Origin of the sequence: Bradyrhizobium sp. 63_E2_N1_3 (assembly GCF_052076005.1) — a bacterium.
GTDB classification, from domain to species: domain Bacteria; phylum Pseudomonadota; class Alphaproteobacteria; order Rhizobiales; family Xanthobacteraceae; genus Bradyrhizobium; species Bradyrhizobium barranii.
Genome location: NZ_CP197235.1, coordinates 8,418,187 through 8,431,105 on the forward strand (window position 1 = coordinate 8,418,187; position 12,919 = coordinate 8,431,105).

Here is a 12,919-nt window from a genome sequence, read left to right on the forward strand (position 1 = left end):
CATGGCGCTCGATCGCGGCGCAATCTCCAGATGAGCGCTTTACCTGTCGAGAGAATTGTGGCGTTCTTGTCCATAATATGGACAAGACGAACTCCGCAAGATCCGCCCGCGGAACGGCAGAGCCGCGACAGGGCGCGCAGACCATCCGGCGCGCGCTCGCGGTGCTGCGTATTCTTGCCGCAGGGCGCGAAGACGGCGTGCCGCTGGCCGAGGTCGTGCGCGCGACGGGCCTCACCCGCCCGACCGTGCATCGCATCGTCCACGTGCTGATCGAGGAAGGCATCGTCGAACGTTACGAGCGAACCGGCCGCTACGCGATCGGCAACCAGGTGCCGGAGCTCGCACTTGCGCGCCCGCGGCCGTCGCGGCTGCTGGTCGCGGCAAATCCGTCGCTGCGGCGTGCCTCCACCGAGATCGGCGACACGCTGTTCCTGACGGTGCGGACCGGCAACGACACGCTGTGCGTCGATCGCAGGATCGGAATCTATCCGATCCAGGTGCTGTCGATCGAGGTCGGCGCGCGGCGGCCGCTCGGCGTCAGCAGCGCAGGCGTCGCCATCCTCGCCGCGATGCCGGCTCAGGACGCGCGAAAAATCGTCGCGGCCAACGAGAAGCGATTCGAGGCCTACCGGACCGACGTCGCGTCGGTGCTCGGCCAGGTCACCGCCGCGAGACGGCTGGGGTACGGCATGAGGGAGATCGGCCTCGTGCAGGGCACGAAATCGATCTCCACCTGGATCAAGACCCCGGACGGACAGCCTGCCGCGGCGATGACGGTCTCCGCCGTTCGGACGAGGCTCGGCCCCCGCCGCGAGCAGGAAGTCGTGGAGATCCTGCTGCGGGAGGCGCGCACGATCGAGCAGGCGATCCGGGGTTAGGCGGCGCTGTCAATGGGCTGACTTCGCGCACCATTTTGTGGCACAAGAGCCGCCTCCGCCGACCGACCAACGAGGCCACGCATGCCCGCGCCGAAACCGCCTGCCTTCGAGACCCTGAGCCTGCATGCGGGCCAGCATCCGGATCCCGCGACCGGCGCCCGCGCGGTGCCGATCTACCAGACCACGTCCTACGTGTTCCAGGATTCCGACCACGCCGCCGCGCTGTTCAATCTGGAGCGCGCCGGCCACATCTATACGCGCATCTCCAATCCGACCACCGGTGTGCTGGAGGAGCGGCTCGCGGCGCTCGAAGGCGGCGTCGGCGCGATCTGCACTGCGAGCGGCATGGCCGCGCTGCATCTGGCCATCGCGACGCTCTTGAATGCCGGCGACCATATCGTGGCGTCGAGCTCGCTCTATGGTGGCACCATCAATTTGCTGGCGCACACGCTGCCCCGCTTCGGCATCACCACGACCTTCGTCAAGCCGCGCGACCTCGACGCGTTCCGCGCGGCGATCAAGCCGAACACGAAACTCGTGATCGGCGAGACCATCGGCAATCCCGGGCTCGAAGTGCTCGATATCCCGAAGGTCGCGGGAATCGCGCATGAGGCAAAGATTCCGCTGCTGATCGACAATACGTTTGCCACGCCCTATCTCAGCCGCCCCATCGAGCTTGGCGCCGACATCGTGATGCATTCGGCGACGAAGTGGATCGGCGGCCACGGCATCGCGATCGGCGGCGCCATCGTCGACGGCGGCCGGTTCGACTGGCGCGGCTCCGGCAAATTCGGCGTGCTGACCGAGCCCTATGGCGGTTATCACGGCATCGTCTTCGACGAACAGTTCGGCACGAGCGCCTTCATCATGCGCGCGCGCACCGAAGGCCTGCGCGATTTCGGCGCCTGCCTGTCCCCGACCAACGCGTTCCAGCTCTTGCAGGGCGTGGAGACGCTCGGCGTGCGCATGGACCGGCATATCCAGAACACACATCTGGTGCTGGAGGCGCTGAAGTCGAACAAGGCCGTCGATTGGGTCCTGCATCCCTCGCTGGAGGACCACACCGACTATCAGCTCGCAAAAACGCTGCTGCCGCGCGGCGCCGGCTCAATCGTCTCCTTCGGCATCAAGGGCGGGCGACCCGCCGGCCGAAAATTCATCGAAGCGCTGCGCATGATCAGCCATCTCGCCAATGTCGGCGATGCCAAGACGCTGGTGATCCACCCGGCCTCGACCACGCATCAGCAGATGGATGCCGAACAGCTCAAGGCCGCCGGCATCGGCGAGGAGCTGGTGCGGCTGTCGGTCGGCATCGAGACGGCAAGCGACATCATCGACGATCTTGCGCAGGCGCTGCGCATCTCGCAAAAGGTCTGACACCATGAAGCTCACTGTCAACGGCGCCGAGGTGTTTGTCGCAAACGGCGGCCGCGAGTTCGACAAGTCCCTGCCCGCGGTCGCCTTCATCCACGGCGCCGGCTTCGATCACTCGACCTGGGCACTGCATACGCGCTGGTTCGCCCATCACGGATTTTCCGTGCTGGCGCCCGATCTGCCCGGCCACGGCCGCTCGGCCGGACCTTCGCTGTCAACGATCGCCGAGATGGCGGATTGGACGGCGGCATTGCTCGCCGCGGCCGGCGTGGCGAAGGCGCACCTGATCGGCCATTCCATGGGATCGCTGATCTCACTGGAGACGGCGGCGCGTCATCCCGACAAGGTCTCCGCGCTGAGCCTGATCGGCACCGCCGCGACCATGACAGTCGGCCCGGATCTCCTGAAAGCGGCCGAAGCCAACTCGCAGGACGCCAACGACATGGTGTCGATTTGGGGCCTCGGCTTCAACGCCGAGCTCGGCGGCAGCCTCGCGCCGGGCCTGTGGATGCATGGCGGCGCGCAGGCGGTGCTGAAGTCTTGCGAGCCCGGCGTGCTGTTCAGGGATTTGTCGGCCTGCAATGATTACGCGAATGCACTCACCGCTGCGGCGAGCGTGAAAGTGCCTGCTACCCTCATCCTCGGCGAACGCGACATGATGACGCCGGCGAAGGCGGGCAAGGCGCTCGCCACGGCGATCCCGCATGCGAAGACCGTCGTGGTGCCGGGCGCGGGCCACATGATCATGGCCGAGCGCCCGGATGAATTGCTGGCGGCGTTGAGGGGCTGAGCCGCATCCGACTTGAAAGTTTGGACGCAGATAGCCGCCACGGGCGGCATGGCCGGGCTAGTCCCGGCCATCCACGCCTGGCCGCGCGCGCGAAGTACGTGGATGCCCGGGCCTTCGCCTCGCCGAAGCAGCTTCGGCCGCGCAGGCGGGACAAGCCCGGGCATGACGACATCTTGCCAGTGCCCCCGCCTTACGACCCCGGCGTCCACTTCCAGACGATATCGGAGACATTGACCGGCTTCGGGATCAGCCCGAGCTTTGCAAAACGGTCGGCCACGGCCTGCTGCGTCCTGATCACCTCGGCGTCGAGCGGCACCACGCTGTAGACGGAGCGGTTGACGAAGCGCCTGACAGCCTCGATGTCGACGCCGGTCGCCTCGGCCTGCGCCTTTGCGACCTCCTCGTGATACTGCTCCGCCCACTTGCCTTCGGAGGCAAAGGTCGTGTTGAGCTTCGCGACCAGCGATGGATATTTCTCGACGAAGTCGGTGTTGGCGATGTAGTAGGCGTTCGGCTTGTGCACGTCCTTGTCGAAGACGAGAACGCGCGCGTTCTCCTTCAATTCGGCGAGCGCGAGATAGGGATCCCAGATCGACCAGGCGTCGACCGAGCCCTTCACGAAGGCCGCCGTCGCATCGGCCGGCGCCAGCGGCGCGGGCGTGATGTCGGACCAGGACAGGCCGGCCTTTTCGAGCGAGGCGACCAGGAGATTGTGCGCGCTCGATCCCTTGCCGAAGGCGACGCGCTTGCCTTTGAGATCGGCGAGCGTCTTGATGGCTGAATCCTTCGGCACGATGATCGCCTGGTTGTCGCCCTCGGACTTCACGGCCGCGACATATTTTATTTTTGCGCCGCCGGCTTGCGCGAAGATCGGCGGCGTGTCGCCGACGAAGCCGAAATCGACGCTGCCGACGTTGATGGCCTCCAGCAGCGGCGGACCGAACTGGAAGTCAATCCATCTGACCTCGATGCCCAGCGGCCTGAAGGCGTTTTCGAGCGTTTGACGCTGGCGTACCGCCGGGAAGAATCCGCCCTTCTGAGTGCCGATGCGGATTTCCGCCGGCTTGTCCTCGGCGCGTGCTGGTGCGGCCAGGGCGGTTGCAAGGAGAAGCGCTGCGGTCAGGATATGTCGTCGTGCAATCATGTTGCGGTCCTTTGCGTCAGGTTCAGTTAGCGAAGAGTGAGGAATTGGCGCGGCGGCTCCGCTCCGAAAACACCGCACGGGCTGCGCGTTCGGCCTCGCGCGCCGAACGGAACTGGCGGCCTTCGAGGCTGTCGAACAGGCGTTCGGAGGAGAAGAAGCGGAAGCCGCGCTCATCTCTTGTGATGATGCCGGCGGCGCGGTCGTGGATTTCAATGATGTAGGCGTTCGACTGGGTCTGGGACATGACTGCTCGTTCGCCGGAATGTCGGCGTTCCTGTCGTGGGATTTGTGCTGTGGGAGGTTGCTAGGAGGCGATCAGCAACAACAACAGGCGCCGGTTGCCGCCGAGAAACAGCGCCGCGTCATGCACGCGTGCATGTCGCTGGGATTACGCTGGTGATCGGTTCTCATATCGCGGCATCAAGCTCGAGGAGCAGTTTCGATGCTCCGAATATCGAGCGATTGGTGAGCTCGGTCAATGAAATGGCTATCCATATTTGGCACCGGCGCGCTGGCGCGCTTCTCCCGGCGCAAGTACCGACAGACGGATTCATCTCGCGATGAGTTCAGCAGGCGCGGGCGGCAGGCGTGGTACGCTCGCGCAACGTAAAAACAGACAATCTGGGAGATCCGGACATGGCGAATGATCTGAAGTGGCGCACCGCGCTCGTCACCGGCGGCTCGCGCGGGATTGGCGCAGCCGTCTGTCGCGCCCTGGCCGCATCAGGCGCGGCGGTGGCGATCAACTGCCGGGAGCAGATCGGGCAGGCCGAGCAGTTGGCAGGCGAGATCGGCAAGCAAGGCGGTCGCGCGATTGTCGTTGCCGCCGACGTCTCGCAGCGCGACGCCGTGGCTACAATGGTCGAGCGCGCCACGGCCGGGCTCGGGCCGATCGATATCCTCGTCAATAATGCCGGCATCGCGATCACGCGCGGCGTCGACGATCTCACCGAAGAGGATTTCGACCGCACCATGATGGTCAACCTGAAATCTGCCTTCCTGTGCACGCAGGCGGTGCTGCCGGAGATGCGTGCGCGGAAATGGGGCCGCATCGTCAACATCTCCTCGGGCGCGGCGCGCGGTGCCGGCTCGATCGGCCCGCACTACAATGCATCCAAGGCCGGCATGGAGGGCCTTACGCGCGGTTATGCGGCGCGGCTGGTGAAGGAAGGCATCACCGTCAACGCGGTGGCGCCGTCGCTGATCGAGACCGACATGATGAGCGGCCAGCCCCAGTTCGTCAGCCGCATCCCGCTCGGCCGCTTCGGCACGGCCGATGAGGTGGCGAAAGCCGTGATGCTGCCGGTCGACAATGCCTACATGACCGGGCAGACCATCGCGCTGAGCGGCGGGATGGCGTTTAACTAGGAGCGAAGATGGTGCCGCCTTTCCTTCTCCCCTTGTGGGAGAAGGTGGCGCGAAGCGCCGGATGAGGGGTATCTCTCCGCGCGCACCGCTCTTCGTGAGCCGTAGGGTGGGCAAAGCGGAGCGTGCCCACCATTTCTATCGCGGTGTTGGATAGGTGGTGGGCACGGCGCAAGTGCGCCTTTGCCCACCCTACGGCTCCTTTTCGTGAGGAGAGATACCCCTCACCCGTCTCGCGGCGAGCCACCCTCTCCCACAGGGGGAGAGGGCAAGAGAGCGCTACCACATCGTCGCCGCAGTGCGCTCCGGCCAGATGCGATCATATTCCGCGCCGCCGACCTTGTTCTCGCTCATCTCGGCCAGGATCTGGCCCGGCGTCGGCAGCGTCTTCGGATCGATCCGCTTGTCGGGATTCCAGAGGTCGGAGCGGACGATGGCGCGGGCGCACTGGAAATAGATTTCGTCCACATTCATCACCATGACGCTGCGCGGCGCCTTGCCCTCGACCTTGAACGAGGCGAGCAGCTCGGGATCGACGGAGAGACAAGCGCGGCCGTTGGCCCGCACCGCGTTGCCGGAACCGGGGATCAGAAACATCAGCGACACCCTGGGATCGCGCACGATGTTGCGCAAGGAATCGACCCGGTTGTTGCCGCGGCGATCCGGCAGCATCAGCGTCTTCGGATCATGGATGCGGACGAAGCCGGGGAGATCGCCACGCGGCGAGCAGTCGATCCCTTCCGGTCCGATGGTGGCGAGCGCGGCAAACGGCGCCTTCTCGATGAAGATGCGGTAGAGCGGGGTAACGTGGTCGGCGACTTTCACGGTCGAGGCATCACCAACGGCACCGTAGATGGCCTCCAGCTGTTCGACCGTTTCAATCACCGACATTCCGTTCTCCTTGTTGCGCCGGCTATTCGTGCCAGCCTTCGTTCCTGATCACGCGCACGAGCTGGCGACTGTGATAGTCCGCGCTGCCCGCGTTGAGGATAGTGACATCGGCATTGGCCGATGCGTCGTCGACGCTGCGCGCGAGGCGATCTGCGATATTGCCGTCGCTGTGCCGGGCCCGGGCAGCAAGCCGCTGCGCCAGCACGTCCGGCGGCGCCGTGATCGCGACCACGACGACGTTGGCATAGGCCTGGCGGAGCGCGCCGATCACTGTGCGCGAGACATTGGCGACGACGGCCCGGCCGGCGAGGATGTCATCGTTGATTTCGAGCGGAAGAGCGTAGGAATGGCCATGCGCTTCCCAGTGCACGGCGAAATCGCCGTGCTCGCGCGCGCGGCGGAATTCGTCCTGGCTCATCGCGATGTTGTCTTCGGCCTCGGAGGATTCGCGCGTCACGACACGGCGCGGGAAGACGATGTCGCGATCATCGACGCAGGCCGCCTGTGCGAGCCGCAACAGCGTGTCCTTGCCCGCACCGCTGGGACCGACCACGAGCACGAGCCGCCCGGGTCCGATCCCGCTGGCCTCATCGTGTGCCATGGTCGCGGTCTCGCTCATGCGACGCGGTTTCCTTCGCGCCAGACGCTGCGGACCACGGGAACGTCGCCTGCGACATGCACGCGGATCAGGTCGGCCCGCTTGCCGATCGCGACCTCGCCACGATCCGACAGGCCAACCGCCTCGGCCGGCGCCTTGGTCACGGTGCGAACCGCCGCCGGAAGGCTGATCGCAGGCACATGCTCCGGCAATTGCAGCGCGGCCATCAGGAGGCTGGACGGGATGTAGTCCGACGACAGGATGTCGAGCAGGCCCTCTCGGGCGAGATCGACCGCGGCGATGTTGCCGGAGTGCGAGCCGCCGCGCACGACGTTCGGCGCCCCCATCAGGATGTCGATGCCGGCCTGATGCAGGCCGCGCGCGGCCTCGAGCGTGGTCGGGAATTCCGCCACCGACACGCGATCGCGCACGGCGTCCGCGACGTTCTCCTCGGTGGTGTCGTCATGGCTCGCCAGCGGAATGTTGTACTTGTGCGCGAGCGATACGATCTCGCGCATGTTGGTCGCGGCATAGAGCTTCTGATACTCGAAGCGCTTCGCGAACAGCTCGTCGAGCTCGGCATCGGTCTTGCCGCCGCCCTTGCCGCGATAATAGTCGCGCAGCTTGACCTCGTCGCGGAACTGGCGCTGGCCGGGGGTGTGGTCCATCAGCGACATCAGCTTGACGTCGGGACGGTCGATCAGCTCCTTGGCTTCCTCGACCACGCTCGGCATCGGGATTTCGCAGCGCAGATGCAGGAAGTGGTCGGCGCGCAGCAGGCTGGCATCGCGCGCGGTCGTGATCGCGGCGGCGAGCACGCCGGCGCGGCCATCGACTTCCTCGGCGCCGTCCTCACGCCAGACCCGGAGCGAGTCGAACACGGTCGTGATGCCTGAGGTCGCGAGCTGGCCGTCATAGGAGATGACGGCGGCGACCGGATTCCAGAACACTTTCGGGCGCGGCACGTAATGCGCTTCGAGATGGTCGGTGTGGAGCTCGATCAGGCCGGGCATGATGAGGTCGCCGCCGGCATCCTCCGCACCCGCGGGGGCCCTGCCCTCGCCGATCTCGGCGATGCGTCCGTCCGCGAGAGCGAGCCAGCCCTGTTCGATCACGCGGTCAGCCAGCACGATCCTGGCGTTGGCGATCAATGTTTCCTTCGGCTTGGCATTCATTTCCATTTCCTTCAGGCCGCGGCGGCAAAGCTGGTGACGTCAACAATACGGTCGGCAATCAAATGGCGGATTTCGTCGTCATGGACAATGGCGACCATGGCGACGCCCTGGCGCTTCTTGTCGGCGACCAGCTCGACCACGACGGCGCGGTTGGCGGCATCGAGCGAGGCGGTCGGCTCGTCCAGCAGCAGGATCGGCAGGTCCGAGATGAAGCCGCGCGCGATGTTGACGCGCTGCTGCTCGCCGCCGGAGAAGGTCGCGGGCGGCAGCTGCCAGAGTCTTTCAGGGATGTTGAGGCGGTGCAGCAACTCGCCGGCGCGTGCCTGCGCGTCGGCTCGGGCCGTGCCGTTCACGATCAGTGGCTCCGCGACGACGTCGATGGTCGCAACACGCGGCACCGCCCGCAAAAACTGGCTGACATAGCCGATGGTGGAGCGGCGGATGTTGAGAACCTGCCGCGGCTCGGCGGTGGCGAGATCGACAACCGCGCCGCGATGGCGAATGCCGATACGGCCGGAGTCGCAGCGGTAATTGCCAAAAATCATCTTCAGGATCGACGACTTGCCGGCACCGGACGGGCCAGAGAGCACGACGCATTCGCCCGGGTTGACGTGGAAGGTCACGCCGCTGACGACAGGCAGCTCGATGCCGCCCTGCAGGTGCATCGTAAAGGTCTTTTTCGCGGCGGCGATGTCGATCATGGCGGTCATCGGAAAACTCATCTTGGAAGGCTTATGGCGGCAGAATCGAGGAAACGAGGAGCTGGGTATAGGGCTCGCGGGGATCGTCGAGCACCTGGTCGGTGAGACCCGTCTCGATGACACGGCCGCCCTTCATCACCATCACGCGATGCGACAGCAGTCGCGCCACCGCGAGATCGTGGGTGACGATGATGACGGCAAGGTGCAGCTCGGCGACGAGGCTGCGCACGAGGTCGAGCAGGCGCGCCTGGACAGACACGTCCAGACCGCCGGTCGGCTCGTCCATGAACACCAGCCGCGGCTCGGTGACGAGGTTGCGCGCGATCTGGAGACGCTGGCGCATGCCGCCGGAATAGGTGCGCGGCGCATCGTCGATGCGCGCGATGTCGATCTCGACACGGGTGAGCCAGTCCGACGCGGTATCGCGGATGCGGCCGTAGTGATTCCAGCCGACCGCCATCAGCCGTTCGCCGACATTGGCGCCGGCCGAGACCGCCATGCGCAGGCCCTGCGCGGGATCCTGGTGCACATAGCCCCAGTCGGTGCGGAACAGGAAGCGTCGCTCGGCTTCGCCAAGGCTCGTGAGATCGCGGGTGACGCCGTCGCGCATCCGGTACGACACCTGGCCGGCGCTCGGCGCGAGCTGGCCCGAGAGCATTTGCAGCAGTGTCGACTTGCCCGAGCCGGACTCGCCGACGATCGCCAGCACCTCGCCGGGGTAGAGCGAGAACGACACGTCGCGGCACGCGGCGATGCGGCCATAGGACTTGCTGAGCGACTCCGCGACCAGCAGCGGCTGATCGTTCTCCAGCATCTCCTCAGCCATTTGATCCCTCCTGCGCCTTCTCCTTGTACGGCGCGGCGCTCATGCTGCCGTGATGTCCGGCGGCCTGGCGGCCCTCGCAATAGTCGGTGTCCGAGCACACGAACATGCGCCCGCCCTTGTCGTCGGTGACAATCTCGTCGAGATAGGAATTTTCCGCCGCGCACAGCGCGCAGGGCGCGTTGAAGCGGTACGGCTCGAACGGGTGATCCTCGAAATCGAGCGACACCACCTGCGTATAGGGCGGGATCGCATAGATGCGCTTCTCGCGACCGGCGCCGAACAATTGCAGCGCCGGGCAATTGTCCATCTTGGGATTGTCGAATTTCGGCGTCGGCGACGGGTCCATCACGTAGCGCGCGTTCACCTTCACCGGATAGGCGTAGGCAGTGGCGATGTGGCCAAAGCGGGCGATGTCCTCGTAGAGCTTCACATGCATCAGGCCGTATTCGGCCAGCGCATGCATGCGCCGCGTCTCGGTCTCGCGCGGTTCGAGGAAACGCAGCGGCTCCGGGATCGGCACCTGATAGACCAGCACCTGGTTCGCGTGCAGCGACGTCTCCGGGATGCGGTGACGCGTCTGGATCACGGTTGCATCTTCTGTTGCCGTGGTCGTGGCGACGCCCGCGGTCTTGGCGAAGAATTTGCGGATCGAGATCGCATTCGTCGTGTCGTCGGAACCTTGGTCGATCACCTTCAGCACATCCTGGGGCCCGAGGATCGCGGCCGTGACCTGCACGCCGCCGGTGCCCCAGCCATAGGGCATCGGCATTTCGCGGCTGGCGAACGGCACCTGATAACCGGGGATCGCGATCGCCTTGAGGATCGCGCGGCGGATCATCCGCTTGGTCTGCTCGTCGAGATAGGCGAAATTGTAGGCGGGCGCGTTCATTCCGCGGCCTCCTTCATGGCATCGGGCGCATTGGCCTCGGCAAATTCCTTGCGCAGCTTGCGCAGGAGCCCGAGCTCGGACTGGAAGTCGACATAGTGCGGCAGCTTCAGATGCTCGACGAAGCCGGTCGCCTGGACGTTGTCCGAATGCGACATCACGAATTCTTCATCTTGCGCCGGGGCCACGGCCTCTTCGCCGAGCTCGCGGGCACGCAGCGCCCGGTCGACCAGCGCCATCGACATGGTCTTGCGCTCGCTCTGGCCGAAGGCGAGACCATAGCCGCGGGTGAAACACGGCGCTTCCGTCGCCGAACCCTTGAATTGATTCACCATCTGGCACTCGGTGAGCTCGATGGAGCCGAGCGGCACGGCGAAGCCGACGTCCTCCGCGAAAAATTCGACCTCGACCTCGCCGAAGCGGATCTCGCCGACGAAGGGATGGTTGCGGCCGTAACCGCGCTGGGTGGAGTAACCCATGGCCAGCAGAAAGCCTTCGTCACCGCGCGCGAGGTTTTGCAGGCGCAGGTCGCGATCGGCCGGGAAGTTCAGCGGTTCGCGCGTGAGGTCGCCGACGCTGGCGCCGTCTTCGGCCCGCGGCGAGGATTCGATCAGCCCGTCGCGGCCCAGAATGTCGGTCACACGCGGCGTGGGCGCCGTCGAAGCTTCGGCCGTCGCCGGCACTTCAGGCACGAAGCCCTGGCCAAGCGAGGGATCGAGCAGGCGGTGCGTGTAGTCGAAGGTAGGCCCGAGGATCTGGCCGCCGGGAATATCCTTGAAGGTCGCCGACACCCGCCGCTGCACGCGCATCGCGCCGGTGTCGACCGGCTCGCTGGCGCCGAAGCGCGGCAGGGTGGCGCGGAAGGCGCGGACCAGGAAGATCGCCTCGATCAGATCCCCGCGCGCCTGCTTGATCGCGAGCGCCGCGAGCTCGCGGTCGTAGAGCGACCCTTCGCTCATGACGCGGTCCACGGCGAGGCCAAGCTGCTCCGAGATCTGATCCAGCGTGACTTCGGAAATGCTCTGGTCGCCACGCCGCGCATTGGCGAGCAGGCGATGGGCGTTCTCGATGGCGCGCTCGCCGCCTTTGACTGCGACATACATGCGACTAGCTTCCCTTGTTCACGACACGCGTGGTGCGCGGGATCGCAACCACGGCATCATCGGCGACCAGCACCAAATCGATGCCGCGCGGAAACAGCGCCTCGTTGAACTGCAGCCGTTCGAACAGGTCGAAAGGCCTGATCGAGGCCTGAAGCGTCGCGACACCGTCGATGCCGGGGCCACGCAGTTCGAAACTGCGCCCCGAATTCAGGCTCTCGACCTGAAGGATCACCGTGGTCGAACGATCCGGATACTCGTTCGTGCCCAGTGCGAAGCGCTCGAGCGACGGCAGCGCCGCACCGTCACTGATCAGCGCGAAACTCGCGATCGAGGAGTCCTGCACCACCGGCGCGCCGGTGTGGAACTTGAGCCATTTCACCACGTCCGATCGCTCCGTCATCCGCTCATCGAGCCAGAGCGGCGTGTCGTGATCGAACAGCGTCAGCGCGATCGCGGCAGTGCCGCGCATCGTTGGCGCGGGCGCTCCCGCCATCGGCACGATGCGCTGGACCGAGCCCGGTCGCGCCATCGCGTCCATCACGGAACGAAAGGTCGATTGCGCCGACAAGACCTTGTCGACGAAACCCGGCGGCAGTTCCGCAATCGTGGTCATGGCCTCACCCCTCACCGCGCACCATGGTGTAGAAATCAACCTTCGTCGCGGCGGTCTCGGCCGCCGCCTGCTTGCGCTGGATCATAAGCTGCTCGCGCAACGGCGCGATAACGTCACGCTCCACCGCCTCACCGAAATCACTGGACTGCGCCAGCGCGTCGCAGAGCGCGATCAGCCGCGCCTTTTCGCCATCGCGCCCCAGCGTGTAGCCGAAGCCGACCTCGCCGCTCGCGAGCCGGACCGCTGCGCGAGACACCGTGGCTTCACCGAGATTGAACGGCGCGCCGTCGCCGCCGACCCGGCCGCGCAGCATGACGAGACCGTTTTCCGGCGCGCGTAGCTCCTGATGCGCCGGCAGGGCGAGAGCGCGGAGGCGAGCGGCGATCTCGCCCGCCTCCGCGTGCGCCAGCACGGCCATCGCGGCCTTGCGCTGGACTTGCTGGTTGTTGTGCTGGGTCACCCAATCCACCGAGCTTTTGACAGAACTTGCCGAATCCAAGTTGTCTATGATAATAGACAACTTGATACGGAAGCGCCATGACTGTTTCGTGACAAACGTGTGATTTCTGAAGTAG

At 65.7% G+C, this 12,919-nt stretch carries 15 protein-coding genes; 4 read left to right on the top strand and 11 right to left on the bottom strand.

The window, feature by feature from the left end; genetic code table 11:
* Positions 1 to 77 precede the first annotated feature (77 nt).
* From AB7531_RS40085 to AB7531_RS40095, 3 genes are all read left to right on the top strand, one after another.
* Positions 78 to 878 (top strand): IclR family transcriptional regulator, encoded by an 801-nt coding sequence (locus tag AB7531_RS40085; protein WP_063985895.1) that lies wholly within the window; start codon positions 78 to 80, stop codon positions 876 to 878.
* An 81-nt stretch (positions 879 to 959) separates the two neighbouring features.
* Positions 960 to 2,255, top strand: coding sequence for an O-acetylhomoserine aminocarboxypropyltransferase (locus tag AB7531_RS40090; protein WP_063985896.1), 1,296 nt, complete (start codon positions 960 to 962; stop codon positions 2,253 to 2,255).
* A 4-nt stretch (positions 2,256 to 2,259) separates the two neighbouring features.
* Entirely contained in the window at positions 2,260 to 3,042 is a 783-nt protein-coding gene (locus AB7531_RS40095) for an alpha/beta fold hydrolase (RefSeq protein WP_063985897.1), read from the top strand.
* Positions 3,043 to 3,232: 190 nt separating this feature from the next.
* Here the strand turns inward: AB7531_RS40095 and AB7531_RS40100 are convergent, their stop codons facing one another.
* Together AB7531_RS40100 and AB7531_RS40105 are read right to left on the bottom strand one after the other, a co-directional pair.
* The gene (locus tag AB7531_RS40100; protein ID WP_084795315.1) at positions 3,233 to 4,186 is read right to left on the bottom strand and encodes an aliphatic sulfonate ABC transporter substrate-binding protein; all 954 of its coding nucleotides are present in this window, start codon (positions 4,184 to 4,186) and stop codon (positions 3,233 to 3,235) included.
* 22 nt (positions 4,187 to 4,208) lie between these two features.
* Positions 4,209 to 4,430, bottom strand: coding sequence for a hypothetical protein (locus AB7531_RS40105; protein ID WP_063985898.1), 222 nt, complete (start codon positions 4,428 to 4,430; stop codon positions 4,209 to 4,211).
* A gap of 392 nt (positions 4,431 to 4,822) precedes the next feature.
* Between AB7531_RS40105 and AB7531_RS40110 the strand changes: the two genes are divergently transcribed.
* Positions 4,823 to 5,554, top strand: a complete 732-nt coding sequence (locus AB7531_RS40110; protein WP_063985899.1) for an SDR family NAD(P)-dependent oxidoreductase — start codon at positions 4,823 to 4,825, stop codon at positions 5,552 to 5,554.
* A gap of 276 nt (positions 5,555 to 5,830) precedes the next feature.
* Here AB7531_RS40110 and AB7531_RS40115 read toward each other — a convergent pair whose 3' ends face one another.
* The 9 genes from AB7531_RS40115 to phnG are packed head-to-tail and all read right to left on the bottom strand — an operon-like array spanning position 5,831 to position 12,813.
* A complete protein-coding gene (locus tag AB7531_RS40115) occupies positions 5,831 to 6,442 on the bottom strand; it encodes a pyridoxamine 5'-phosphate oxidase family protein (RefSeq protein WP_063985900.1) in 612 nt (203 codons plus the stop codon).
* Positions 6,443 to 6,464: 22 nt separating this feature from the next.
* Positions 6,465 to 7,061, bottom strand: coding sequence for a phosphonate metabolism protein/1,5-bisphosphokinase (PRPP-forming) PhnN (gene phnN / locus AB7531_RS40120; protein ID WP_063985901.1), 597 nt, complete (start codon positions 7,059 to 7,061; stop codon positions 6,465 to 6,467).
* Positions 7,058 to 8,215: an alpha-D-ribose 1-methylphosphonate 5-triphosphate diphosphatase gene (locus AB7531_RS40125; protein ID WP_063986743.1), complete on the bottom strand. Its 1,158-nt coding sequence runs from the start codon at positions 8,213 to 8,215 to the stop codon at positions 7,058 to 7,060. The genes phnN and AB7531_RS40125 overlap by 4 nt, the downstream gene beginning before the upstream one ends.
* A gap of 11 nt (positions 8,216 to 8,226) precedes the next feature.
* The gene (gene phnL, locus AB7531_RS40130) at positions 8,227 to 8,925 is read right to left on the bottom strand and encodes a phosphonate C-P lyase system protein PhnL (RefSeq protein WP_063986744.1); all 699 of its coding nucleotides are present in this window, start codon (positions 8,923 to 8,925) and stop codon (positions 8,227 to 8,229) included.
* A gap of 22 nt (positions 8,926 to 8,947) precedes the next feature.
* Positions 8,948 to 9,742: a phosphonate C-P lyase system protein PhnK gene (gene phnK / locus AB7531_RS40135; RefSeq protein ID WP_063985902.1), complete on the bottom strand. Its 795-nt coding sequence runs from the start codon at positions 9,740 to 9,742 to the stop codon at positions 8,948 to 8,950.
* Positions 9,735 to 10,631 carry an alpha-D-ribose 1-methylphosphonate 5-phosphate C-P-lyase PhnJ gene (locus AB7531_RS40140; RefSeq protein ID WP_063985903.1) on the bottom strand — a complete coding sequence of 299 codons (897 nt, stop codon included), beginning with the start codon at positions 10,629 to 10,631 and terminating at the stop codon, positions 9,735 to 9,737. The genes phnK and AB7531_RS40140 overlap by 8 nt, the downstream gene beginning before the upstream one ends.
* Positions 10,628 to 11,731: a carbon-phosphorus lyase complex subunit PhnI gene (locus AB7531_RS40145; protein ID WP_063985904.1), complete on the bottom strand. Its 1,104-nt coding sequence runs from the start codon at positions 11,729 to 11,731 to the stop codon at positions 10,628 to 10,630. The genes AB7531_RS40140 and AB7531_RS40145 overlap by 4 nt, the downstream gene beginning before the upstream one ends.
* Positions 11,732 to 11,735: 4 nt before the next feature.
* On the bottom strand, positions 11,736 to 12,344 hold the full coding sequence (gene phnH / locus AB7531_RS40150) for a phosphonate C-P lyase system protein PhnH (protein ID WP_063985905.1): 609 nt from the start codon (positions 12,342 to 12,344) through the stop codon (positions 11,736 to 11,738).
* Between the two features lie 4 nt (positions 12,345 to 12,348).
* Positions 12,349 to 12,813 (bottom strand): phosphonate C-P lyase system protein PhnG, encoded by a 465-nt coding sequence (phnG, locus tag AB7531_RS40155; protein WP_084795316.1) that lies wholly within the window; start codon positions 12,811 to 12,813, stop codon positions 12,349 to 12,351.
* Between the last annotated feature and the right edge of the window lie 106 nt (positions 12,814 to 12,919).

Coding starts and splice junctions, on each gene's coding strand:
- phnK (WP_063985902.1), bottom strand. CDS start 9,742: ATGGCTGAGGAGATGCTGGAGAACGATCAGCCGCTGCTGGTCGCGGAG.
- phnL (WP_063986744.1), bottom strand. CDS start 8,925: ATGACCGCCATGATCGACATCGCCGCCGCGAAAAAGACCTTTACGATG.
- AB7531_RS40140 (WP_063985903.1), bottom strand. CDS start 10,631: ATGAACGCGCCCGCCTACAATTTCGCCTATCTCGACGAGCAGACCAAG.
- AB7531_RS40090 (WP_063985896.1), top strand. CDS start 960: ATGCCCGCGCCGAAACCGCCTGCCTTCGAGACCCTGAGCCTGCATGCG.
- AB7531_RS40105 (WP_063985898.1), bottom strand. CDS start 4,430: ATGTCCCAGACCCAGTCGAACGCCTACATCATTGAAATCCACGACCGC.
- AB7531_RS40085 (WP_063985895.1), top strand. CDS start 78: ATGGACAAGACGAACTCCGCAAGATCCGCCCGCGGAACGGCAGAGCCG.
- AB7531_RS40125 (WP_063986743.1), bottom strand. CDS start 8,215: ATGAATGCCAAGCCGAAGGAAACATTGATCGCCAACGCCAGGATCGTG.
- AB7531_RS40095 (WP_063985897.1), top strand. CDS start 2,260: ATGAAGCTCACTGTCAACGGCGCCGAGGTGTTTGTCGCAAACGGCGGC.
- AB7531_RS40110 (WP_063985899.1), top strand. CDS start 4,823: ATGGCGAATGATCTGAAGTGGCGCACCGCGCTCGTCACCGGCGGCTCG.
- AB7531_RS40100 (WP_084795315.1), bottom strand. CDS start 4,186: ATGATTGCACGACGACATATCCTGACCGCAGCGCTTCTCCTTGCAACC.
- AB7531_RS40145 (WP_063985904.1), bottom strand. CDS start 11,731: ATGTATGTCGCAGTCAAAGGCGGCGAGCGCGCCATCGAGAACGCCCAT.
- AB7531_RS40115 (WP_063985900.1), bottom strand. CDS start 6,442: ATGTCGGTGATTGAAACGGTCGAACAGCTGGAGGCCATCTACGGTGCC.
- phnN (WP_063985901.1), bottom strand. CDS start 7,061: ATGAGCGAGACCGCGACCATGGCACACGATGAGGCCAGCGGGATCGGA.
- phnH (WP_063985905.1), bottom strand. CDS start 12,344: ATGACCACGATTGCGGAACTGCCGCCGGGTTTCGTCGACAAGGTCTTG.